Source organism: Georgenia alba (genome assembly GCF_042665525.1).
In the GTDB taxonomy this organism is placed as follows: domain Bacteria; phylum Actinomycetota; class Actinomycetes; order Actinomycetales; family Actinomycetaceae; genus Allobogoriella; species Allobogoriella alba.
The window spans coordinates 227984-250820 of sequence record NZ_JBHTCQ010000002.1; the positions used below are offsets into that span (position 1 = coordinate 227984).

Genomic DNA, 22837 nt, shown 5'->3' on the forward strand with positions numbered 1-22837 from the left:
TCGTTGGCTCACAGTGAAAGGACGACGAGTGCCTCACGCGAATGCACCTCTCAGCTTCGAGGGACGCCGACGGCTGATCGACCGGTGTCGCTCACGCCCCATCGCCCACGTCGCCGCACAGATGGGCATCTCCCGCTCATGCGCAAGCAAGTGGGTCAGCCGGTGGCGTCGATACGGAGACGCTGGCCTGAGGGACCGTTCCTCGACGCCACACCGCAGCCCTGGCGCGACACCCTCGTGGGTCATCGAACACATCGAGTCCTGGCGACGTGAGCACAAGTGGTCAGCCGAACGGATCACAGCCGAACTGGCCGACCTCGGGTTCTCGACGAACCGCCGGACCGTCAGCCGTCACCTGGCCCGACTTGGCCTCGGCAAGCGCCGGTTCATCGATCCTTGCGGTGAGAACAATCGCAAGGCAGGAACGATCACCGCCCGCCGGCCCGGGCACATGGTGCACCTGGACGTCAAGAAGGTCGGCCGAGTCCCGGACGGAGGCGGCTGGCGTGTGCACGGCCGCGACAGCGACCAAGCCAAGGTCGCTGACCGTGCGAAGTCAACCGGAGCACGTCGCGGCTATATCTACCTGCACTCCGCTGTCGACGGATTCTCCCGGCTCTCTTATACCGAGCCGCTGCCCGATGAGAAGGGAGCGACCGCGGCTGCCTTCCTCGCCCGCGCGAAGGTCTGGTTCGCAGCTCACGGCATCAATCACATCCAACGGATCGTCACCGACAACGGGGCCTGCTACCGATCCGGCGACTTCACGCGAATCGTCGGTAAGCGGACCCGGCACCAGAAGACCAAGCCCTACACTCCGCGCCACAACGGGAAGGTGGAGCGCTACCAGCGCATCCTGGCTGAGGAGTTGCTCTACGCCCGCGAGTTCACCAGCGAAGATGCTCGCTCAGCGGCTATCGAGGTCTGGAACATCCACTACAACTACCACCGACCTCACAGTGGAGCCGACGGCCGACCGCCAGCCTCTCGACTCCAGATCGGCGTCGCCAACGTCCAGCCCGCCTACACCTAGCGCCGGAAATAGATTGGCGGTCAGGTACCGATCGGACGGACCGTGTCCGTGATCGGCAAGCGGACCCGGCGGCGTCGAGCACGCTGCCCAGGGCCGACAAGAGGCGATGGGGCCGTCACGCGGCTCGACCGCGACGCGTGAACGGAGGGACGATCGATGAAGTCACGGACGCGCCTCGGCGCGACCGCTACGGGTGCGGCGATGCTGCTCCTGCTCAGCCCTGGCGTTGCCCAGGCGCACCCCGAGCGGTACGACGAGTACTACGAGTACTTCGACACGGGAGACGAGTGGATCCCGTGGCACGACACCCGCTGGGTGCCGCAGGGCCTGACGAAGTGGGGCGAGGACACGCTCGTCATCTCCTACTACGACATGTACGGCGAGGAGCCGAGCCGGATCGGCATCATCGACCGCGAGTCGGGCGAGTACGTCAAGGGCTTCCACCTCGACACCGACGGGCACGTCGGAGGTCTCGCCATGACGGAGGAGTTCTTCTGGGTCTCGACCGGCGGCGAGCTGCGCCGCTACGAGCGGACCGACCTGAGCGTGCAGCAGAGCGGCTCGACCCTGGAGGCGGAGGAGGCCGTCGACGTCGAGGCGAGCTCGTACGCCTACGCCGAGGGTGAGAACGTCTGGGTCGGCAACTACAACGCCGACGACTGGGACTACATGTATCGGTACGCCGTGGACGAGGAGGGCGGCCTCACCCATCAGGAGACGGTGCTGACGCCGTCGGCGATCCAGGGCGTCGTCGTCACCGACGACACGATCGTTTGGTCCCAGTCCGAGGGGCGGACCAACGACAGCTACATCATGTCCTGGCCCCGCGGGGTGGAGTACAACCGTGACTGGGACATCGGCAACGCCGTGGTGTCCCCGAACATGTCCGAGGGCATGGTCATCGCGGGTGGCGAGCTCCAGGTGGTCTACGAGTCGGGCTCGGACGCGTACAACGGCGGCGACGGTGAAGCCGCCGACTACATCATCCGCAGCGTCCACCACGGACAGATCCCCACATTGCCGTGAGGCGCGAGGGAAGGGGAACCATGAATCACGTACACACGTCCAGACCCTCACGCACGAGGATTCGTCTGCTCGGCCGCGGGGCCTGTGTCGTCGCCGTCGCTGCAGTCACCGTGCTCGCGGCGTCGCCCGCGTTCGCGGCGCGGTCCGACCCTGCGCCGCAGGGTGGCGATCTCGAGCAACGCTCGCTCCGGCCGTGGCACGCCGACCTCGTCGGCACCGAGGGTGACGATCGCGCCGGTGGGATCCTCGCGCTGGCGGACGGCGGCACGGTGGTGGCCCTCAACGTCCCCGCCCCGTACGAGGATGTGCCGCACGACGGTGGCGTGGACGCCGTGCTCGAGCGGCGCGACGCCGACGGCGGGGTGGTCTGGCGCCACGCCGTCGCCACCGCGGCAGACGATCACGTCCAGGACATCGCACCCGGACCCGACGGCGGGGTCATCATCACGGGCTACACGACCGGCAACCTCGACGGTGAGCACCCCGGCGTCAGCACCGAGGACGCCTTCGTCGCCGCCGTCGGAGCCGACGGCGAGCGCCTGTGGACCGTCCAGTTCGGCTCCCGGGACGCGCCGGACCGGATGAACGCCGTCGTGCCCGACGGCGAGGGACGCGCCTACGTCGCGGGCTACACCGAGGGCGTCGGGCTCGGCGGCCCGGGCAACCAGGGCAACCAGGACATCTACTACGCCCGCGTGGACGCCGACGGCACTGGCCTGACGACCACGCAGACCGGGGGAGAGAGCGACGAGGCCGCTCTCGCCATGGTGCCGGCGCCCGGCGGCGGCGTGTTCATGGGCGGGAGGACGGACGGCGACGTCGGCTTCGACGGCAACCACGGCGGCGAGGACGCCTGGGTCAGCCGCGTCACCTACATGTTCGAGGACTGGGTCCACCAGTTCGGCACCGCCCAGGACGAACGGGTCACCGGTCTGACGACGACGGCGAACGGCTCCGTCGCTGCGGCCGGTCAGACGGCCGGTCGGCTCGGTGAGCGCTCCGCGGGGGACAACGACGCCTTCGTCAGGACGCTCGACCCCGGGTCCGGCGATCCTCGGTGGACGCGCCAGCTCGGGACGTGGAGCGACGACCGGGGAGTCGACGTCCTCGACCGCCCGGACGGCTCGCTCACCCTGGTCGGCAGCACCGAGGGCTGGTTCGGCGGGCTGATCGGCGACGTCGACGTGTTCGTCGCGGACCTCGCCGGGGACGGCACACCGACCGCCGTGACTCAGACCGGGTCACTTGCTCGCGATGGCGTCGACGAGCGTGGTGTGCCGAACCTCGACGCCGCGGCCGGTCCGAACGGGTCGTTGGTCCTCGGCGGTCTGACCTACGGGGCACCGCACGGGGAGACGAATGCCGGCGCCGGTGATGTGTTCGTCTCGTCCATGAGGTGAGTCGGACCGGGCGGACGGACGCCGCACGCCGCAGTCCCGCAGAGCCGCACGGCTCTGCGGGACCGTCGGGACCGCGCCCGTCACTCGGGCCGGTACGTGGTGCGTCGTCGGGGGTACGTCCGCCGGATCGTGCGGCGTGCCCGCGCCACCTCGGCCTCGCGGACGAGGTCGCGGTGACGGATCTCGTGCAGGAACAGCCAGTCGTCCATGGTGCTCTCCGGGCCCCGTGCGGTGGGCCTCAGGCCCGCCGGCCCCAGGTGACGGCGTGCACGGGCGTGAGACTCACCGAGCCGATGTCGGTGAATCCGTGGCGCTCGAGCAACGCGTCGTAGGCGGCGCGCGGCAGCAGCTGGTCGTCGATCTGCGCCTCGAAGAACTGGATGCCGGACATGACCCGGCCGGGCACCGTGCGCAGCCCCTCGTCCGACTCCGGGAAGGGGAAGTCGGAGATGACGAACCACCCGCCCGGCACGAGGGCCTCGCGCACCAGCTCCGTGACTCGGTCGATGTCGCGGCACTCGTGCATCGAGATGTTGTTGACGACCACGTCGACCGGGACGTCCACCCGTAGCTCCTCGAGCGGACTCACCGCGACGGCGATCCGGTCTGCGAGGCCCGCGTCGGCCAGCACCCGGCGGGCGGACTCGACGGAGTGGGCGTCGCCGTCGACCCCGGAGACCGTGGCCGCGGGGTAGGCGCCGGCGAGGCGCACCAGGCCATAGCCGGAGCCGCAGGCGGTGTCGAGCACGTGGCCGCCACTCTCGAGGCGCGCCGCCAACCCGGGGACGTGGCTGAGGCCGCCCGGGACGAGGCGCGTGTAGAAGGGCCGCCCGGTCTGGGCGACGCCGGCCGTCCACGCCGGGCTGGTCTCGTCCCACCACAGGCGCTTCCCGGTGGCGAGCTCCCGCTCGAACCGGCCGAACACCTCGTCCTGCTCGACGACGGTGAACAGGCCGCCGACGAAGGCGGGGGAGTCGGGGTCGAGCAGCAGCGTCGCCACGTGCGGGGCGAGGCAGTAGCCGCCGCCGGCCCGCTCGAGGACGCCGGCCGCGAAGGCCGACCGTGTCCAGACGGAGACGTAGAACGGGTCAAGCCCGAGGGTGCCGGCGAGCTCGTCCGGGCTCGCGACGCCGGCCGTGGCCAGCTCGCGCACCAGGCCGGTGCGCAGACCGATCGCGATCGTGCGGTGGGCGATGTAGCCCGCGGCGTGCTGGAGCAGCTTGGGGGCCTGGTCGGCGATGGTGAGCGCCGGCTCCGGCTCGACGGCGGTCGCGGTCGCGGTGGTGGTCGTGGTCGTGGTCTGGTGGTCGTTCATGGTGAGTCCCTTTCGTCGTCGGGGGATTGCAGGAGCCACGCTCCGCCGTCGTCGAGCGGCGCGGCAGTGCACGGACCGGAACCTGGCCGGTACTGGATCTGTACTGCGCAAAGTGCTCCGGAACCGGCCCGGGCGCGCGTACCGTTGCTGCGTCGAGAAGGAAGTGCGCGATGGCCGGATATGGGCAGTTCTGCCCGATCGCCAAGGCGATGGAGCTGCTGGACGAACGGTGGACCGTGCTGGTGCTTCGCGAGCTGCTCGCGGGCAGCACCCACTTCAACCAGCTGCGCCGTGGCCTGCCGCACATGTCGCCCGCGCTGCTGTCCAAGCGCCTGCGCACGTTGACCCGTGCGGGTCTGCTGGTGCGGCGCGCCGACCACGGTGAGGTGCGCTACGAGCTGACCGAGGCGGGCCGGGAGCTGGGACCGATCGTTCAGGCCCTCGGCGGCTGGGCCGTGCGGTGGATGCCCGACCTCGGGGACCTGGACCTCGACCCGCACCTGCTGATGTGGGACCTGCACCGGAACATCGACCTGGCGGCGGTCCCGCCCGGACGCACGGTCATCCACGTCGCGTTCACGGATGTCACGCACTCGGCGCGCTGGTGGGTGGTCGTCGAGGACGGCGCGGTCGACCTGTGCGACTTCGACCCCGGCCACGGGGTGAGCGTCACGCTGACGACGGACCTGCGGACGATGGTCCTCATCTGGCGCGGAGACGTCCCCTGGCCGGAGGCCATGCGGGACGGCAGGCTCACCATCACCGGGCCGAGCCAGGCCCGCCGCGGCGTGCTGCGGTGGCTCACGCTCTCCCCGTTCGCCGCGGTGGCCAGGCCGCCCGCTCCTGCGCCGACGGTCCGGGTCCCCGAACCCGCGTGAGGGACTGCCGCTCGGCGGCGACGGGCGAGCACCGTAGGCTCGAGGCGACCGGCACGGGAGGAGCCCCGCGTTGCCTCGTGACCTGACGCTGAAGGCGATGAACGCGGTGCATCGCGCCTGGATGAGCGTGGCGCGCGGACGCGGCGGCTGGCGCGTGCTGAGGATGCCGGTCCTGGAGCTGACGACCACGGGGCGACGCAGCGGCCGCCCCCACCGGGTGCTGCTCACCTCTCCGGTCCAGGTGGACGGCACGTTCGTGGTCGTCGCCTCCCGTGGCGGCGACGACCGCCCGCCCGCCTGGCTGCTCAACCTCGAGGCGGAGCCGCGGGTCGAGGTACGCCTCGACGGCGGCCCGGTCCGGGCGGCCCACGCCCGAGTGGCGACGCCGGCCGAGCGCCGGGCGATGTGGCCGCGGGTCACGTCCGCCTACCGCGGCTACGCCCACTACCAGGCCCGCACCAGCCGGGAGATCGCCCTGGTGCTCATCGAGATCCCTCCGGGCCGGCCCGGCTCGTGAACAACCCTGGCTCGTGAACACCCCCTGGTGAAATCGATTACTTTCTCGATAGGGTCTGCTGCACAGCACACGTGGTGACTCGAGGACGAGCCCGTCCGCGAGGCTGGCGCCGACGAGGGAGTGAGCCAGGATGATCGACCGGAGAGCGATGCTGCGGGGCATGGCCGTCGTGGCCGGGGGAGGCGCGGTGGCCGCCGGACTGGGCGGGTCCGCCGCCGCACGACCCGGGCTGAGGATCCGCAAGATCGCGAACCTCACCGGCCCGGGCCTCACCGACGAGCTCGGCATGCCGTGGACGGACCTCGGCATCCCGGCCCGCACGCCGGACGGCAGGACGCTCTACGTCTTCGGCGACACGTTCTCCGGCCCCGGCTGGGGCGAGGGCAGGTGGATGTCCCCGACGGCCCTGTGGTCCGAGACCCGGGGGCTGCCCTCCGGCGTGACGTTCTCGGGCGCCGTCGGCGGGGAGCACGCCGAACAGCTCCTCGACTACGAGCACGGCGACGAGATCTCCACGATCATCCCCTCCGACGTCATCACGCTCGGCGACACCATGTACCTCCACGGCGTGGCCAACCAGGGGTTCGGCAACGTCATCTGGAGCGGCATCTGGTCCTCCACGGACAGCGGCGCCACGTGGCAGGACACCGGTGCCCGGTTCGACGCCGCCGCCTATGACGAGGCCTGGCAGCTGTGCACCTGGGAGGTCGGCCCGGACGGCTGGCTGTACGTCTACACCACCGAGTTCCTGCGCGAGGGACCGATGATCCTGCACCGCGTCCGCCCGCAGGACATCGCCCGCCCCGAGCGGTACGAGCCGTGGGGCCAGGACGCCGGCGGCTGGGGCTGGGGCAAGCCCGCGACGTCGGTGACGGGCGAGGAGATCATCGGCGAGATGTCGCTGCGGTACCTCGACGGACGCTGGCTGCTGACCTGGTTCAACCCCGCCGACTACCGCATCGACGCCAAGATCCTCGACCACCCGACCCAGCCCTGGGACGTCGGCCCGCGGGTGACGCTCCTGCACGGCACGGAGTGGGGCCAGGAGGACGACACGCACGTGGCCCAGCTCTACGGCAGCTACATCATTCCCGGCTCACGGCTGAACGACGTGCACATGACCGTGAGCCAGTGGAACACCTCCGACAACAGCGTCTACCGCGTCATGCAGTGGCGGGTGCAGGGGCTGGCGCACCTCTGACGGACGGCGCCGACCGAGCCGGCGCCGGCACGCCCGGCTACACCCGTGCCGGTGCTCGCCAGAGGTTCAGCACGCGCGCGAGGACGAGCAGGACCACGAAGCCCGCGCAGAACGCCAGTCCTGTCGCGAGCGCGCCGTAGGAGACCGCCAGGAGGGGGACGACGGCGGTGACGAGGCCACCGCCGACGAACGGGCTGAAGAACGGCGCACGGAGCGCATACGCCCGGCCCGCGACGGTCTTGAGCTCCGGGTCCGCGGTCCGCAGCAGCATCAGCCCCACCGAGGCGACGCCGGTGGTGCTGCCGAAGTTGATGATCGACTGCTCGAACCAGTCGCGCTGGAACACCCGCGGACCGATCCAGAAGAAGTACGCCAGTGCCAGCAGTGCCGCGACGACCAGGAGGACCGCGAGCGGTGCGGCGTTCTCGACGACGACCGGGAGCTCGATCGAGGCGACCGCCGAGACGACCAGGAAGTCGAGCGCGACCCCTTGGATCGTGCGGAAGACGCGGGACTCGATGGTGCGGGCCAGCCGCGTACGAGCCACGACGAGCTGCACCAGGGCGCCGCCGATCATCGCCAGCGGGAACAGCGGCATCCCGGGGATGACCATGTCGATGACGTGCTGCAGCACCCAGCCGATCATGATGGCGAGGCCGACGAGGGCGAGGTGGAGACCGAGGGTGTCGACCAGGTCGCGGCTCACGGTGACCTGGCCCATCGGCTCGCGGCCGTCGTCGGGAAGGATGTCCGACGTGGCCGCTCCGGCACCGGCTCCGCCGTGCCGGTACGCCTGGACGTGGTTCTTCCGGATGCCCCAGTTCAGCAGGACCATGCCCATGCAGATGCCGAACACGAGCCCGACGGTGGCGGAGGTCTGCCCGAGCGACGCCCCCTCCTCCCAGCCTTGCCCCGCGAAGACCTCGGACATGGCTCCCGCGGTGCCGTGACCACCCGGCCAGCCCACCTCCACGAGCGAGCCGAACATGTCGTTCACCCCCCAGAGCGGCACGAGGAGCACGGCCGTCACCACGAGCGGGACACCGATCATGAGGCAGGAGCCCATGTATCCGTACAGCAGCTGGGGAGCGACGAGGGAGTAGGTCTCGCGGAGGCGGGGGAGCGTGACACCCATGAGCATCGGCGCGAAGACCACGGTCGCGAGGACGCCGGGCATGTCCGCCCATGCGCTGACGACAGGGTCGGTGAAGAGACCGGCCCCGTGGGGGCCGAGAGCCAGCCCGATCGCCCCGCCGATGAGCGCGGCGGGCAGGACGAGGCGGCGTAGCCAGCCGATCGCGAGCCGGAGCAGCACCCCGGCGAGGATGAGGACGCCGAGGATTCCGACGGCGAACAGGAGGGTGTCGAGACTGCCAACGGCATCGGTGGGGGTCATGACGATCTCCTCGGGTGCGTCAGGGGACAGGGGTGAATCGGCGGTAGGCGAGCCCGGTCAGCGGCTCCGGCCGGTCGCCGGTGAGCAACCAGCGTGCGAGCAGGAGCGCAACGGCCGGCGCGATGGCGAAGCCGTGACCCGAGAACCCGGACCCGACCAGCAGGTTCGTGGTGGGCGGCAGGACGTCGATCACCGGGAGGTCATCGGCGCTGTACGTCTCGGCTCGGCTCGCCTCCGCCGTCTGGAGAGTCGCGTCGGCGAGGTCCGGGTAGACCGCGCGGGCCTCGGCGAGGTTCCCTCGGATCGCGCTCTCGACCGTCGAACCGGCCCCGGCCCTCTCGTCCCAGACACCCCGCCAGCCGCCGGTCACCATCAGCTCGTGCGGCCCGAGGGTCTTCAGCGACAGGGCACGGTTGTGGTGGCCCACGAGATGCCGGACCGGTGAGGTGCCCGTGGTCCGGACGGTCAGCGCCTGGGGCACCATGCGCCAGAACGGCAGGGGGGCGCCGTCGACCGTGGCCGCCAGCGCCGCGGCTCCCGAGTTGTTCAGCAGGACGACGGCCTCGTCGGCCTCGTGCGTCTCGCCGGACCGGGTCACCACGCCGGTGACCCGGTTCCCGGAACGGATCAGCGACGCGACCGGCGTGTGCTCCTGGACGACGGCGCCCGCCTGCCGCGCCGCGGCGGCGAGGGCACGCGTGGTCGCGGTGTGGTCGGCGACGCCGTCGAGCGGGCTCCACAGGCCGCCGCGGACGGCCGGTGCGACCCCCGGCTCGAGCTCGCGGACCTGACGCTCGTCGAGCGCCTCGGTCGGCACGCCGAGGCGATCCTGCCGCCATGCGAGCGCGCGGAGCGCGGCGAGGCCGCCACGCATCCCGGGCTGGTCCTCCTCGAACAGGTTGAGGCTCCCGACGCGTTCGTACCCGGTGTCGGCGTCGAGCTCCTCCGCGAGGCGTGGCCACAGGTCGTACGCGAGGCGCATGAGGGGGAGCTCCGTGGCGGCCCGGCGGTTGCCCCGGACGCCGCGCTTGCCCGGTCCGCCGGACGCGCCGCCCGCGACCTCGCCGGCCTCCAGGACGAGGACGTCGGCGCCCTGCCGCGCCAGGTGCCATGCGGTCGCGCTCCCGTAGATGCCCGCACCGACGATGATGAACCGATGCCTCATGAACCGATCCGGTGCCCGGTTGTGATCCACGCCATGCTGCGGCACTGTAGTGACAACTACAGAAGCGAGTCCAATAAGAAATGAACGCGACATCGCCGGAGCCTGCCCTCGATGCCCGGGTGGCCGCTCGTGCCGGAGCGCTCTCGCGCCAGGAACGGGCCGTCACCGAGTACCTCCTCGCCCACCCGCAGGAGTTCGTGACCTCCTCCGCGGCGCGCATCGCCGCCGCCACGGGCACGAGCGATGCGACCGTGGTCCGGACCGCCCGGTCGCTCGGCTACTCGGGCCTGCGCGAGCTGAAGCAGGCCGCCCTGGCCAACGTCGCCGCTCCCCGCGGCTCGGCCGCGCGCATCGAGCGCCGGATCGATCGCGTCCACGACGCCCCCGGGCGGGTCCTGGACCAGGTGCTGGCCGACACGGCCGCGGTGGTCCACGGCGTGACGGACGGCCTGGATCCGGCGGCCTGGGACCGGGCGGTGGACCTGCTGGCCGGCGCCGAGCGTGCCTGGGTGTACGGCATAGGCCCGGCCGGGCTCGTCGCGCAGCACCACGCCCTCGACCTGACCCGCCTCGGGCGTGACGTCACCGTGGTCACGCAGACGGGCTTCTCGCTGGCGGACCCGCTCCTCGACCTTCGGGGCAGCGACGTCGTGGTCGTCTTCGCCCCGCTGCGGATGTTCCACGAGATCGATGTCGTGCTGCGCCGGGCCGCGGAGGTCGGGGCGCACACCGTCCTGGTGAGCGAGGCGCTGCGAGCGGAGGTGGTCGACCGCGTGGATGCGCTGCTCACCACACCCGAGACGGCCGGCACGGCCGCGAGCGAGTACCTCGGCAGCTTCGTCGTCGCGCACGCACTGGCACTGGAACTCGCGGCGCGGGACCGGGTCGGGTCCGTGGCCGCCTGGGAGCTGCTGCTGCGTCTCCGGAACGAGATCGCGGGCCCGACGGACTGAGGTGGGGCGCACATCTCGGCCCCGCCCATGTGGCGGCGGGCCGCCTGCCACCGGTCAGTGGCTGCCGCGCAGGCGCCGCTGGATCTTGCGCGCGTGCGGCTCGAGCACGCGGGCGACCGCCTGGGCGTCGTGCGAGGTGGCCAGCCGGGTCCGCGGGGCGGAGGCCACGAGCGCGGCGCGCGGCAGGCCCAGCCCGTCGAGGATCGGGTACCCGACCGCGACGACGTCGTCCTCACCCTCGCCGATCTGGATGGCCCAGCCTCGGTCCCGGACCCGGTCCAGCTCGCAGACCAGCTCCTCCCACGTCTCGATCGCCGACCAGGGCACGTGCGTGAGCCGGTGCGTCGGGAAGCGCCGGTCGAGCTCTTCGGGCGGGAGGCAGGAGAGCATCGCCCGGCCACCGGCGGTGGCGTGCGCGGGCATGGTCCGGCCGATGGGGCTCGTCACCCGCACCGCCCGGTCGCCCTCGAGCGTCTCGACGAACCGCACGTCGCGGCCCTCGAGGACCACCACGCTGACCGTCTCGCGCAGCTCCTTGCACGCCTTGGCCACCTGCGCCGCGCCCGCGTCCCGCAGGGCCGTCGCCCGCGTCAGGCCGAGCGAGAGCTCGTGCAGCGCCGCGCCCGTCTCGTACATCCCGCCCGAGCCGTCCTGCCGCGCGAACCCGAGCTCGCAGCACGTGGTGAGCAGCCGGTGTGCCATCGACGGGCTGATCGAGAGCTCGCCGGCCACCTCGGTCAGGGTCGCCCGCCCACGCTGCGCCAGCAGCTGGACCACCCGCAGCGTGCGCTCGGCCGACTGCAGCACCGGTCTCGAGTAGTTCCGCACAGGGGAAACCCTTCCGTCCAGAACCCGCGACATCGCGGGACTGCGGGCGCCCGCGGGGGGCGGTTGTCCGTCGGTCCTTCCTGCCAGGGGAACCGGGGCACGACAGCCTTGTCACCCGTGAGAGCCGCTGGTGGGATCACCCTACACACGCACGGGCACCGCCCGTCGTGACGTTCCGACGAGGGAGTTGAACGTGAGTCTGGCGACCGACACCGACGTCGCGGCGCGCGTGGCGGAGCTCGCCCAGCGCGTCGCCGTCCTCGAGGCGCAGCAGGCGGTCCGGCGGCTGCAGCACCAGTACGGCTACTACCTCGACAAGTGCCTCTACCAGGAGGTCGTCGACCTCTTCGCGGACGACGGCGAGGTGCGGTTCTGCGGCGGTCTCTTCCGCGGCAAGGAGGGAGTGCAGCGGCTGTACGTCGGGCGGTTCCGGCAGCGGTTCACGGCCGGCCTCAACGGCCCGCGGTTCGGGTTCCTCCTGGACCACCCGCAGCACCAGGACGTGGTCACCGTGGCACCCGACGGGCTCTCCGCCCAGGGCCGCTTCCGATCGATGATGCAGGCCGGTCTGCACGACGACGCCAAGGACACCTTCCCGGGGACCGCGTCCATGGACCAGTGGTGGGAGGGCGGCATCTACGAGAACCGGTACGTCTGCGACGACGGCGTCTGGAAGATCCGGCTGCTGAACTACCGGCCCGTCTGGCACGGCCAGTTCACCACCGGCTGGGCCCACCAGAAGCCGATGTCCCGGTTCTTCGAGAAGACCTACCCGGAGGACCCGCTCGGACCGGACGAGCTCCTGGACGACGGCTACGAGTTCTTCCCCAACACCCAGGTCTTCCCGTTCCACTACCCGCACCCGGTCACCGGCCGCGAGGTGATCTCCGAGGACGACGACGCGGCCCGGCATGCCTGAGGAGCTGCCGGCCGCGACCGCGGTCGGCGCGGGCGCCGCGGTGAGCGGGGGCGAGCCGCTGCCGGTCGACGACCCCGCCACCGGCGAGGTCGTCGGCTGGTGCGTGCCGAGCGACGGTGAGGCAGTCGACCGCGCGGTCCGGGCGGCCGCCGAGGCGTTCCGGGGGTGGGCGGACCTGCCGCCGGGTGAGCGGGAGTCCGCGATGCTCGCGGGTGCCGCGGCGATCGAGGCCGAGGCCGAGGCCCTGGCGTCCACGCTCGTGGCCGAGGTGGGCAAGCCGCTCTTCGAGGCACGTGGCGACGTCGCGGGCGCCGTCCACCTGCTGCGGGCCTTCGCCGCACTCGCCGAGGAGGCCGCCGCGACGGCGGACCTCGCCGGACGGCCCGGTGCCGCCGCGGCCGACGAGGTGCTCTGCCGCCGGGTCCCGCTCGGTCCCGTCGCCGTCATCACGCCGTGGAACACCCCGGTCTACCTGACCATGAACTGCGTCGGGCCGGCGCTCGCGGCGGGCTGCTCCGTCGTCGTCAAGCCGGCGGAGGCGGCGCCCCTTGCGGTGACGGCCGCGCTGCGGCTGCTCGCCGGCGCGCTGCCGGACGGCGTCCTGCAGGTGGTCCAGGGCACCGGGAGCCAGGCCGGGACCGCCCTCACCACGCACCCGGCGATCCGCGGCGTCACGTTCGTCGGCGGCGTGGTGGCCGGGCGGAAGGTGCTGGCGGCGGCCGCCGAGACGGTCAAGAAGGTCTCGCTCGAGCTCGGCGGCAACGACCCGGCGCTGGTGCTGCAGGACGCCGACCTGGGCGAGGACACCCTGCGCGAGCTCGTCGCCGGGTGCTACGCCGTCAGCGGTCAGGTGTGTTTCAACGTCAAACGCATCTACGTCCACCGCACCCGGTACGAGGAGCTCGTGGAGCGCTTCACCGCCATGGTGGACCAGCTGGTGGTCGGACCGGGGTCCGTCCCCGGGGTGCACCTCGGACCCCTGACCACCCCGGCCGGCCACGCGAACGCCGGGCGCCTCCTCGCTGCCGCGCGGCAGGCGGGAGCGCACGTGCACGAGGGTGGCCGCATCGCCCCCGAGGCCGACCTCGAGCGCGGCCGGTACGTCCGGCCCTGCGTGGTCACCGGCATCGCGCGCGACCACGAGCTCGTCCTCGCCGAGCAGTTCGCCCCGATCATCCCGATCCTGCCCGTCGAGGACGACGCGGACGCGATCGCGGAGGCGAACCGCACGGAGTACGGGCTGTGCTCCTCCGTCTGGTCCGCCGACCCGGACCACGCCCGCGCCGTCGCGCTGCGGCTCGAGGCCGGCACCACCTTCGTGGGGGCACACCGTGTGGGGGCGAGCCCGCCGGTGGTGCCGTTCGGCGGCGTCAAGCAGTCGGGCCTGGGCCGCAACCACCTCATGCATGCGATCGCCGAGTGCACCGAGGAGCACGCGATCGTCAGCTACTCCCGCCCGTCCGAGCAGATCCGCGGCATCGAGCCGTGGCGGGACCTCACGTCGAGGACGACGGCGCCGGAAGGAGCCCGCACATGACCCTCGAGGCCCGCATCAGAGACGGACGCATGACCGGCTTCCAGCTCATGACGGTCGGCATCTGCCTGCTCGCGACCCTCTCGGACGGCTACGACATCATCGCGATCTCGTTGGCCGGGCCCGCGCTCAGCGAGGAGTGGGGGATCGACCCGGTCCGGTTCGGCTACCTGGGTTCTGCCGCCATCGCCGGCATGGTGGTCGGCGCCGTCGGCGTCGCGCCGTTCGCGGACCGGTTCGGGCGGCGGATGCTCTCGGTGGCCGGCCAGGCGCTCGTCACCCTGGGCATGGCGCTGTCCTGGGTGGCGCCCGGCTACGAGCTGATGCTGGCCGGCAGGTTCGTGGCCGGCGTCGGGATCGGCACGCTCACCGCCGTCATGGGCGTGCTCGTCGCGGAGTACTCCACCCGGCGGTGGCACGGCTTCATGATGGCGATGTTCTCGACCGGGCTCGGCCTCGGCGGGTTCCTCGGCGGGCTGATCGGGATGCGCCTGATCCCCGCGTACGGGTGGCAGAGCCTGTTCGGGGTCGGCGCGCTCATCAACGCCGTCATCCTCGTGCTGTGCGCGACCCTGCTGCCGGAGTCGATCCAGTTCCTGGCCAGCCGGCGCGGCGCGGGTGGGCTGGCACGCCTGAACCGGCTGCTCGCCCGGATGGGGAGGGAGCCGGTCACCGAGCTCGCGGGCGAGGCGTGGGGCGCGGCCGCGGCGGAGCGGGCGTCCACCTGGCAGACGGCGCGCTCGATGCTCTCGCGCGGGCTGGTCGTGGTCACGGTGCTGCTCGCCGTCGGGTACTGCCTGCTCAACGCGACCCTCTACGTCAACATCATCTGGACGCCGCAGCTCATCACCGGCGCCACCGGCGACGACGCGCTCGGCCTCACGTTCGGCACCCTTGCCCCGCTCGGCGGTGCGATCGGTGGACTGCTGTACGCGCTGGTCTCGTTCCGGGTCGCCAGCCACCCGCTGACGGTGGCGGCGCTGGGTCTCGGCGTGCTCGGTGCCGGCCTGCTCGGCCTCACCCTGCTGACGGGCGACACCGCGCTGGCCGTACCGCTGCTCATGTCCGTCGGGTTCGGGGCCGCCATCGCCGGGTACTACGCCCTCATCCCGGCCGCCTACCCCACGCAGATCCGGTCCTCCGCCTTCGGGCTGCACGTGGGCCTCGGTCGCCTCGCGGCGGCGTTCGGTCCCACCGCCACCGGCTACCTGGTGGCGGCCCACTGGAGCGCGAGCGGCATCTTCCTCGCCATCGCGGCGGCGCTCGCCGTCGGGCTCGTGGCGCTCGTCCCGCTGCGCGGCGCCGTGGGACGCGGCACGGACGACGCCGACGACGCGGCGCCGGCGCCCTCTGCGGTCGCCACGACCCCCGGTATCCCTACCGAGAGGAGCACGCCATGACGCACCACACCCGCCCTCAGGACGACGCGAAGGCCGAGGAGCTGCGCTGGACGCGCCTCGCGCCGAAGGAGCCGATCCCGGAGCCGGACAAGTGGCCGATGATCCGCTTCCCGGAGGCCCCGCACCCCTTCGACGCCCCCATGCGCGTCGAGGCGGACATCCGCGGCCTGGAGTGCATCCAGGGCGAGATCCCCACCCACCTGGACGGCACCTACTACAAGGTGGTCACCGACCGGCAGTTCCCGAAGTACGTGGACGAAGGTCCGCTGGGGAACTTCAACGACGACGGCATGGCCATCTCGTTCCGGTTCAAGGGTGGCCGCGTCGACTACAAGAGCCGCTTCATCCACACCCCGCGCTTCGACGCCGAGCAGGCGGCGGGCCGCTCGCTGTTCGGGCTGTACCGCAACCCGCTGTCGGACATGCCCGAGGTGGAGGGCATGCCGCGCGGCATGGCGAACACGAACCTCTTCTACCACGCGGGCAAGCTGTACGCCTCGAAGGAGGACTCCCCGCCGATCATCCTCGAGCCGGACACGCTGGAGACCATCGGCCACTACGACTTCGAGGGGTCGCTGACGTCGCAGACCTCGACCGCGCACCCCAAGATGGACCCCGTCACCGGGGAGATGGTGTTCTTCGGCTACTCGGCCAAGGGCGAGACCACCCGGGACGTCGCCTACTACGAGGCGGACCCGTCCGGGCAGATCATCCACGAGACCTGGTTCAAGGCGCCCTACTCCTCGATGCTGCACGACTTCTGCGTCACGCAGAACTACGTGATCTTCCCGATCATCCCGATCCGCACCGAGCTGGAGTGGCTGAAGAAGGGCGAGCCGATCTTCCAGTGGGACCCGGACGAGAGCGTCTACCTCGGCGTGCTGCCGCGCAAGGGCGACGGCCGCAAGATCCGGTGGTTCGAGGGCCCGAACCGGTTCGCCAGCCACATGATGAACGCCTACGACGACGGCCGGTACATCTACATCGACACCCCGGTAGGGGAGTCGAGCTACTTCCCGTGGTTCCCGATCATCGACGGCCGCGCGCACGACCCGGACAAGTCGAAGGGGTTCCTCTCCCGCTGGACGATCGACCTGGCGGACGAGCGCCGCACCTTCACGGAGCGGCGCATCGCCTCCACCCCGGCGGAGTTCCCGCGGATGGACGACCGCTACGAGACCCTGAAGTACCACTGGGGGATCGTCGGGCTCACCGAGCTGCCCGGGCACCAGGCCCCCGGCGGCGGGTTCCGGTGGGTCTCCTCCGTGGACCTGACCACCGGCCGGCAGCAGGTGTACTACCCGGGCGACTACGCCACCGTCGGTGAGCCGATCTTCGTCCAGGGCGACGAGAACGCGCCCGAGGGCAAGGGGTACGTGTTCGTCATCGTCTCGCGCCGGGACCTGATGCACTCCGAGCTGGTGATCCTCGACGCCGAGCACCTGGACAAGGAACCGGTGTGCACGCTCAAGGTGCCGCTGCGGATCCCGCGCGGCCTGCACGGCAACTGGGTCACGGCGGAGGAGCTGGCGGCGCGCACGGACTGAGCTGCCGCGTCCTGGGCGTCATACTGACGGCTTGGGACGAATGACGACGCGGCGGCGCCTCCTCGCGACGGCGGCCGTCGCGGCCGCGGCGCTCGCGGCCTGCTCAGGCTCACCCGACACCGACGACGGCGCGCCGCGGACGGTCCGCCTCGCCGGCGTCGCGGTGGGGGACATGGCCGCCGTGTACGTCGGGCAGCGGCAGGGGTACTTCGCGGAGGCGGGCCTGGAGCTGGACATCACGCTCGGCTCGAACAGCCCGGCGATGATCCCGGCGCTGGTCAACGACGAGTTCGACGTCCAGTACGGCGCGTCGGTCAACCTGCTGCAGGCGATCGACCGCGGCCTGCCGCTCGTGGCGGTCGCCACCGGCGGCCGCTCCACCGGCGTGCCGGGGGAGGACCACGGCGGCCTGCTCGTGGCGCACGACAGCACGGTCAGGCGCCCGGCGGACCTCGAGGGCGCGACGGTGGCGGTCAACGCGCTCGGCGGCCTGCTCGAGGTGTGCGTGCACTCCGCCATCGCGCACGACGGCGGAGACCCCGGTGGGGTCGACTTCGTCGAGCTGCCCCTGCCGGAGATGCCCGCGGCTCTGGAGTCGGGCCAGGTGGACGCGATCGCGACGGCGGAGCCGTTCCTCGGGATCGCGCTCGGCGAGGGCCACCGGCTGGTCTCCAGCGTGTACGTCGACACGGTGCCGGACCGGATGGTGACCGCCACCTACTACGTCACGGAGGAGAAGCTGGCGGCCGAGCCGGAGACGGTCGAGGCGTTCGTGCGTGCCCTCGAGCGGTCGTTCGAGTACGCGCAGCAGCACCCGGGCGCCGTGCGGGAGGAGCTGCGGAACTTCACCGACATCGCGCCCGAGCTCATCGATCAGATGGTGCTGACCGACTTCACCTGGGGCCTGAGCAGTGCCGACCTCGCCGTGGTCGCCGAGGCTGCGGCGGACGCCGGCACCCTCGAGGACCCCGAGGCGGCGACGGACCAGGCGGCGCGCTACGTCGACGGCCGTTAGCGGCGCAGGCCGGCTCGTGCTGCTACTCGGTGAGCTCGACGTCGTAGGCGTAGGAGCTGCCGACGAAGTAGGAGACCAGCAGCTCGACCGGTAGTCGCTCCGGGCCCAGGGAGATCCGGGAGACCCGCAGGTACGCGGTCTCGGCAGGCAGCTCGAGCTGGTCCGAGACCTCCGGGTCCACGACCGCCTCGATCCGTTGCCGTGCCCACGTCAGCGGCAGCCCGCGGGCGCGCAGCTCGCGGTACAGCGACCCGTGGTCGAGGTCCCACGTGTCGAGGTCGGGTGCGAGGTGGACCGGCAGCACCGCGATCTGCAGGCCGAGGACCACCTCGTCCGCCGTACGCGAGCGGACCAGCCGCCACACGTCGGAGGCACGGGAGAGATGCAGGCGCGTGGCCTCGTCGCGGGTGGCGCGACGTCTCTCGAGGCTGAGGACCTTGCCGCCCGGGTGGAGTCCCTCGCGCTCGAGGTCCTCACGGAGTCCGGAGACGGAGGACAGGCCCCGGACGAGCTTCCGCTCGGTGACGAACGTGCCCCGGCCCTGCTCCCGGCGCAGGAGCCCCTGGTTGACCAGCTCCGTGACGGCCTGCCGCGCGGTCATCCGCGAGACGCCGTGCTCGCGGCACAGCTCCTGCTCCGAGGGAACCACGTCCCCGACCGCGAGCTCGCCCGAGAGGATCTTGTGGCGCAGGCGCGCGGCGATGACCCGGTACAGCGGCCCGGTGAGCTCGCTCCGGCGGAAGTCTGGCGGATTTGCCTGTCTCACCATGGTCAACCTAAAGGTATCGGGGCTCAGCCGGCGTGTACTCCTGGCGCGAACATCGAGGTCAGCCCGCCGTCGATGCGCAGGTCGTGCCCGGTGATCGCCCCTCCGGCACGGCTCGCCAGGAACATGACCGCCGCGGCCACCTCCGCGGGATCCACGAGTCGATGCTGCGGGATGAGCCCCTCGACGTACGCCCGTCCCTGACCCGCCGGGAGGTCGTGAAGCTCCTCCATGCGGGTGAACAGCGGCTCGATCATCGGGGTCTCCACCCAGCCCGGAGAGATCGAGTTCACGGTGATGCCGCTGCCCGCGAGCTCGGCCCCGAGGACCCGGGAGGCGTTGAGCAGCGCGGCCTTGGCCGAGGAGTACGGGGCATAGGTCGGCAGGCCGAGGGAGGCCGTCATGGAGACGATGTTGACGATCCGGCCGCGGCCGGACGCGCGGAGCCGGTCGAGCACCTGCTCGGTCAGGCGCAGCGTGCCACGGCAGTTCACCGCGTACGCCAGGTCCCACGCGTCCCAGTCGATCTGACCGACCGGGGCCTTGCGCATGATGCCGGCCGTGTTCACCAGGACGTCCAGCGGGTGGTCCCCGAGGCGGTCCGCGAGCCGCCCCAGGTCCGCCGCGGAGGTGATGTCGCAGCTGACGAACTCCTGCCAGGGGCCGGACGCCGGCTCCGCCACGTCGACCGCGCGCACGGTCGCGCCGGCGTCGTGGAGCGCCCGGCACACGGCATGCCCGATCCCTCCGGCGGCACCCGTCACCAGGCACGTGACGCCGTCGAACTCCTCACGAGACCACATGGACAAGAACTCCTCCTTCGTCAGCCCTTGACGGCCCCGGCCATGAGGCCCCGGATGAAGTACCGCGCGACGAACGCCATGGCCAGGACCATCGGCACGCCGATCAGTGCGGCGCCCGCGAGCAGGTCTCCGCGCTGCAGCGCCGTCGACTCGGCGATGGTCGCCAGGCCGACCGGGATCGTCTTGCGGCTGTCCGTCGAGATGAGCATGAGCCCGAACACGTAGTCGGTGAACGAGACGATGAACGTGAAGATCGCCACCGAGGTGATCCCCGGGGTGATGACCGGGACGATCACGCGGACCAGCGCCTGGCTGCGGGACGCGCCGTCGATCCAGGCCGCCTCCTCGAGGTCGAACGGCACCGTCCGCATGAAGCTGATCATCATCCAGACCCCGAAGGGCAGGCACATGGCCACGTGGGCGAGCACGAGCCCCACGAGGGTGTCGTCCAGCCCGACCGCCACGAGCATCCCGAGCAGCGGGATGGCGAGGACCATCGGCGGCAGCATGTAGCCGACCAGCATGGACGTCCGGATGAGGGCGTTGAACCGGAACCGGAACCTGGTCAGCGCGTAGCCCATGCTGACCGAGAACACCACGGTGACCGCGGTGGCCACGAGCGCCACGATGACGCTGTTGAGGTAGTAGCGCGGGTAGTCCGTGGACGCCCAGATGTTCCGGTAGAACGTCCAGTCCGCGGCGGTCGGCCACAGCGTCGCGGCGTGGTCGAACAGTCCCGTGTAGCCGCGCAGCGCGCTGATCGTCACCCAGTAGATCGGGAACAGCGTGACGAGGACGATCAGGGCGACGAGCACCCCGAGCAGCAGGCGCTGGCCGATGGTCATCTTCATCGGGCCACCTCCCGGTTCTCCGAACGGTCCCGGCTGAGCCAGAGGAACAGCAGCAGGCCGGTGAGCATCACGAGCAGAGACACCACCGCGACGGCGGAGCCGTACCCGACGTGGAACTGCTGGAACGCCTCGTCGTAGACGAGCACCGGCAAGGTCCTGGTGCGGTCCAGCGGGCCACCCGCGGTGAGCAGGTAGATCATGTCGAACTTGTTGAACATCCAGATCCCGCGCAGCACGACGATGGTGATCACGAGGTCCCGGAGCATCGGCAGCGTGATCGAGAAGAACTGCCGCACGTGCCCGGCACCGTCGACCCGCGCACTCTCGTAGAGCTCCTGCGGGATGGTCTGCAGGCCCGAGAGGAACACGATGATGACGAACGGCGCCCACGCCCACGTCGAGAGCATGATCACGGTGGTCATGGCCCACGGGGCCGACAGGAAGTTCACCGCCTGCAGGCCGAGCGCCTCGAGCAGCTTGTTGAAGATGCCGGTGGAGGGATCGAGGATCCACTCCCAGGCGATCGTGGCCACGACGGCGGGCACGATGTAGGGCACGATCGCGGCGCCGCGCAGGAAGGTGGACCCGCGGAACTTCACGTTCAGCACCAGGGCCACCGCGATGCCGACGACCAGCTGGGCCAGGACTGAGCCCCCGGCGTAGACCAGCGTGCGCCAGAGGCTCTGCCAGAAGTCCGGGCTGCCCAGCAGGGTGGCGTAGTTCTCCAGTCCGACGAACGTGCCGCCGCCGGAGAAGCTGCTCGCCTGGTAGGTGCTGTACTGCAGCACCAGGACCAGCGGGACCACGATGACGAGGGCGACCACGGCCAGTCCGGGGACGAGCAGCACGGCGAACAGGGGCAGCTCGCGCGCGGTCAGTCTGCGAAGCATCGGCAGTCCTCCCTCGTCATCGTGTCGGGCCCGCTTCGATCACGAGTCGCCGGCGGTGCTGCGGATCTCGTCGGCCGTCTCCCGCACCACCGTCTCGGGGTCCTCGCCGTTGAGCACGACGCGCTGGAACATCTCCGGGACCACCAGTGACTGGAAGACGTCCGCGCTGCGCTGGTCCACCGCCGGACCCTCGGTGTCGATGGAGTTCAGGTTCGGGTTCGAGACGAACTCCTCCTGCGGCACCATCACCTCGTCCCACCGCTGGTCGAGCGTGTCCAGGGACCGCCACTCCTCGCTCTCGAAGACGGATCGCTGGGCCGGCATGTAGTGGTACGGAGCCGTGGCGTAGAGGTCGAGCAGGTGCTCCTGGAAGAACCAGCGCAGGAACTCGGTCGTCTCCTGCGAGTCCTGCGTGTTGAGGACGCCGATGCCGTCGTAGCCGAGGCTGGCGGTCGTGCCGTCCCCGTCCGCCATCGGCATGCCGAAGGCGACGACGTTCTGGGCGGCCTCCGGGTTCTGCGCGATCATCGAGTCGAGCATGCGACCGGAGTAGAACGCCATCCCGGACTGCCCGGACGCGAAGGACTCGATGGTCTCCCCGTACGAGGCGGAGTCCGCCTGGGGCGGCATGTGCTGGTACAGCTCGCGGAGGAACTCCAGCGCCTCGACCGTCCTCGGCAGCATCTCGTCGTTGTCGAGCACCACGTTCCAGCTGTCGTCGAAGATCCGGACGTCGTTGGCCCACAGCACCTGGCTGGTGATCCAGTTCGTGGCGCTGTCCGCCTGCAGCGGCATCATCAGGCCGTACTCGGAGTCGGACCGCTCGTCGAACGCACGCGCGACCTCGAGCATCTCCTCCCACGTCCGGGGGACCTCGAGCCCGGCCTCGTCGAGCCAGTCCTGCCGGATGAAGCCGAAGGCGATGTTGTAGTCGAAGGGCACCCACCAGACCTGGTCGTCGATGGGGAAGAGCAGCTGGCCGTCGTAGAAGTCCTCGGTACCGCCGAGATCCTCGATGAGGTCGTCGACCGGCACGAGCTTGTCCTCGCTCTGGAAGAGCGAGATGTGGCCGATGAACCCCGTGATGATGCCGTCGTACTCGGCGTTGGTCCCTGCCGCCGCGTTGACCTTGGTGTAGATCTCGTCCAGCGGGACCGCCTCGAACAGGACGGGCGTTCCGGTCTCCTCCTCGTACGCGGCGCCGGCGGCCTGCAGCGCCTCCATGGCCGCGGCGTCGGTCTCGGCACTGGCGATGCGGATGGTGGCGTCCCCGCCACCCTCCTCCCCGCCGCCGGCGGGGTCTCCGCCGCCCATGCAGCTGGCGGTCATGAGCGACGCCGTGGCCAGGGCGACCACTGCTGCTCTGCGGTGTGGATGCTTCATCGCGATCCTCTCCTAGG

Annotated in this window: 22 protein-coding genes; 12 read left to right on the forward strand and 10 right to left on the reverse strand. The window is 71.3% G+C overall.

Translation table 11 applies throughout. From position 1 onward, the window contains the following. The first annotated feature begins 28 nt into the window (after positions 1-28). The 3 genes from ACFQQL_RS11020 to ACFQQL_RS11030 all read left to right on the forward strand — a co-directional run bounded on the left by ACFQQL_RS11020 (position 29) and on the right by ACFQQL_RS11030 (position 3459). Entirely contained in the window at positions 29-1033 is a 1005-nt protein-coding gene (locus ACFQQL_RS11020) for an IS481 family transposase (RefSeq protein ID WP_382394261.1), read from the forward strand. Positions 1034-1189: 156 nt separating this feature from the next. After that, complete coding sequence (locus ACFQQL_RS11025) at positions 1190-2059, forward strand: hypothetical protein (RefSeq protein ID WP_382394263.1); 870 nt, start codon at positions 1190-1192, stop codon at positions 2057-2059. Positions 2060-2169: 110 nt separating this feature from the next. Beyond that, positions 2170-3459 carry a hypothetical protein gene (locus ACFQQL_RS11030; protein ID WP_382394265.1) on the forward strand — a complete coding sequence of 430 codons (1290 nt, stop codon included), beginning with the start codon at positions 2170-2172 and terminating at the stop codon, positions 3457-3459. Between the two features lie 80 nt (positions 3460-3539). Here the strand turns inward: ACFQQL_RS11030 and ACFQQL_RS11035 are convergent, their stop codons facing one another. Further along, positions 3540-3668, reverse strand: a complete 129-nt coding sequence (locus ACFQQL_RS11035) for a hypothetical protein (protein ID WP_382394267.1) — start codon at positions 3666-3668, stop codon at positions 3540-3542. Positions 3669-3697: 29 nt separating this feature from the next. Further along, on the reverse strand, positions 3698-4774 hold the full coding sequence (locus ACFQQL_RS11040; RefSeq protein ID WP_382394269.1) for an SAM-dependent methyltransferase: 1077 nt from the start codon (positions 4772-4774) through the stop codon (positions 3698-3700). Between the two features lie 170 nt (positions 4775-4944). On the opposite strand from ACFQQL_RS11040, the gene ACFQQL_RS11045 reads away from it, so the two are divergent. The 3 genes from ACFQQL_RS11045 (at position 4945) to ACFQQL_RS11055 (ending at position 7370) form a co-directional block, all read left to right on the forward strand. Beyond that, positions 4945-5652, forward strand: coding sequence for a winged helix-turn-helix transcriptional regulator (locus ACFQQL_RS11045; RefSeq protein WP_382394271.1), 708 nt, complete (start codon positions 4945-4947; stop codon positions 5650-5652). Positions 5653-5722: 70 nt separating this feature from the next. Then, positions 5723-6169 carry a nitroreductase/quinone reductase family protein gene (locus ACFQQL_RS11050; protein WP_382394273.1) on the forward strand — a complete coding sequence of 149 codons (447 nt, stop codon included), beginning with the start codon at positions 5723-5725 and terminating at the stop codon, positions 6167-6169. Between the two features lie 130 nt (positions 6170-6299). Continuing rightward, entirely contained in the window at positions 6300-7370 is a 1071-nt protein-coding gene (locus ACFQQL_RS11055; protein WP_382394275.1) for a DUF4185 domain-containing protein, read from the forward strand. 37 nt (positions 7371-7407) lie between these two features. On the opposite strand, the gene ACFQQL_RS11060 is transcribed toward ACFQQL_RS11055, so the two are convergent. Both ACFQQL_RS11060 and ACFQQL_RS11065 read right to left on the reverse strand, forming a co-directional pair. Next, on the reverse strand, positions 7408-8766 hold the full coding sequence (locus tag ACFQQL_RS11060) for a sodium/glutamate symporter (protein WP_382394277.1): 1359 nt from the start codon (positions 8764-8766) through the stop codon (positions 7408-7410). A 19-nt stretch (positions 8767-8785) separates the two neighbouring features. Beyond that, a complete protein-coding gene (locus ACFQQL_RS11065; RefSeq protein ID WP_382394279.1) occupies positions 8786-9931 on the reverse strand; it encodes an NAD(P)/FAD-dependent oxidoreductase in 1146 nt (381 codons plus the stop codon). An 80-nt stretch (positions 9932-10011) separates the two neighbouring features. Between ACFQQL_RS11065 and ACFQQL_RS11070 the strand changes: the two genes are divergently transcribed. Continuing rightward, complete coding sequence (locus ACFQQL_RS11070) at positions 10012-10884, forward strand: MurR/RpiR family transcriptional regulator (protein ID WP_382394281.1); 873 nt, start codon at positions 10012-10014, stop codon at positions 10882-10884. Between the two features lie 54 nt (positions 10885-10938). Here the strand turns inward: ACFQQL_RS11070 and ACFQQL_RS11075 are convergent, their stop codons facing one another. Beyond that, positions 10939-11691, reverse strand: a complete 753-nt coding sequence (locus ACFQQL_RS11075) for an IclR family transcriptional regulator (protein WP_382394283.1) — start codon at positions 11689-11691, stop codon at positions 10939-10941. Positions 11692-11905: 214 nt separating this feature from the next. Here ACFQQL_RS11075 and ACFQQL_RS11080 point away from each other — a divergent pair, with 214 nt between their 5' ends. From ACFQQL_RS11080 to ACFQQL_RS11100, 5 genes are read left to right on the forward strand one after another with little or no spacing between them, the layout of a single operon-like run. Continuing rightward, positions 11906-12631, forward strand: coding sequence for a nuclear transport factor 2 family protein (locus ACFQQL_RS11080; protein ID WP_382394285.1), 726 nt, complete (start codon positions 11906-11908; stop codon positions 12629-12631). Beyond that, entirely contained in the window at positions 12624-14168 is a 1545-nt protein-coding gene (locus ACFQQL_RS11085) for an aldehyde dehydrogenase family protein (protein ID WP_382394287.1), read from the forward strand. Before ACFQQL_RS11080 ends, ACFQQL_RS11085 begins: the two co-directional genes overlap by 8 nt. After that, a complete protein-coding gene (locus tag ACFQQL_RS11090; RefSeq protein ID WP_382394289.1) occupies positions 14165-15565 on the forward strand; it encodes an MFS transporter in 1401 nt (466 codons plus the stop codon). The genes ACFQQL_RS11085 and ACFQQL_RS11090 overlap by 4 nt, the downstream gene beginning before the upstream one ends. Continuing rightward, positions 15562-17112 carry a carotenoid oxygenase family protein gene (locus ACFQQL_RS11095; RefSeq protein ID WP_382394291.1) on the forward strand — a complete coding sequence of 517 codons (1551 nt, stop codon included), beginning with the start codon at positions 15562-15564 and terminating at the stop codon, positions 17110-17112. Before ACFQQL_RS11090 ends, ACFQQL_RS11095 begins: the two co-directional genes overlap by 4 nt. A 40-nt stretch (positions 17113-17152) precedes the next feature. Continuing rightward, on the forward strand, positions 17153-18127 hold the full coding sequence (locus tag ACFQQL_RS11100) for an ABC transporter substrate-binding protein (RefSeq protein ID WP_382395366.1): 975 nt from the start codon (positions 17153-17155) through the stop codon (positions 18125-18127). A gap of 22 nt (positions 18128-18149) precedes the next feature. Here ACFQQL_RS11100 and ACFQQL_RS11105 read toward each other — a convergent pair whose 3' ends face one another. Genes ACFQQL_RS11105 through ACFQQL_RS11125 form a run of 5 tightly spaced genes read right to left on the reverse strand, consistent with a single transcriptional unit; the run spans position 18150 to position 22820 of the window. After that, positions 18150-18896 carry a GntR family transcriptional regulator gene (locus tag ACFQQL_RS11105; RefSeq protein WP_382394293.1) on the reverse strand — a complete coding sequence of 249 codons (747 nt, stop codon included), beginning with the start codon at positions 18894-18896 and terminating at the stop codon, positions 18150-18152. Positions 18897-18919: 23 nt separating this feature from the next. Next, on the reverse strand, positions 18920-19696 hold the full coding sequence (locus ACFQQL_RS11110; protein ID WP_382395368.1) for an SDR family NAD(P)-dependent oxidoreductase: 777 nt from the start codon (positions 19694-19696) through the stop codon (positions 18920-18922). Positions 19697-19716: 20 nt separating this feature from the next. Further along, positions 19717-20547: a carbohydrate ABC transporter permease gene (locus tag ACFQQL_RS11115; RefSeq protein WP_382394295.1), complete on the reverse strand. Its 831-nt coding sequence runs from the start codon at positions 20545-20547 to the stop codon at positions 19717-19719. Next, entirely contained in the window at positions 20544-21437 is an 894-nt protein-coding gene (locus ACFQQL_RS11120) for a carbohydrate ABC transporter permease (protein ID WP_382394297.1), read from the reverse strand. Before ACFQQL_RS11120 ends, ACFQQL_RS11115 begins: the two co-directional genes overlap by 4 nt. Before the next feature lie 39 nt (positions 21438-21476). Then, positions 21477-22820, reverse strand: a complete 1344-nt coding sequence (locus tag ACFQQL_RS11125; protein ID WP_382394299.1) for an ABC transporter substrate-binding protein — start codon at positions 22818-22820, stop codon at positions 21477-21479. Positions 22821-22837 lie beyond the last annotated feature (17 nt).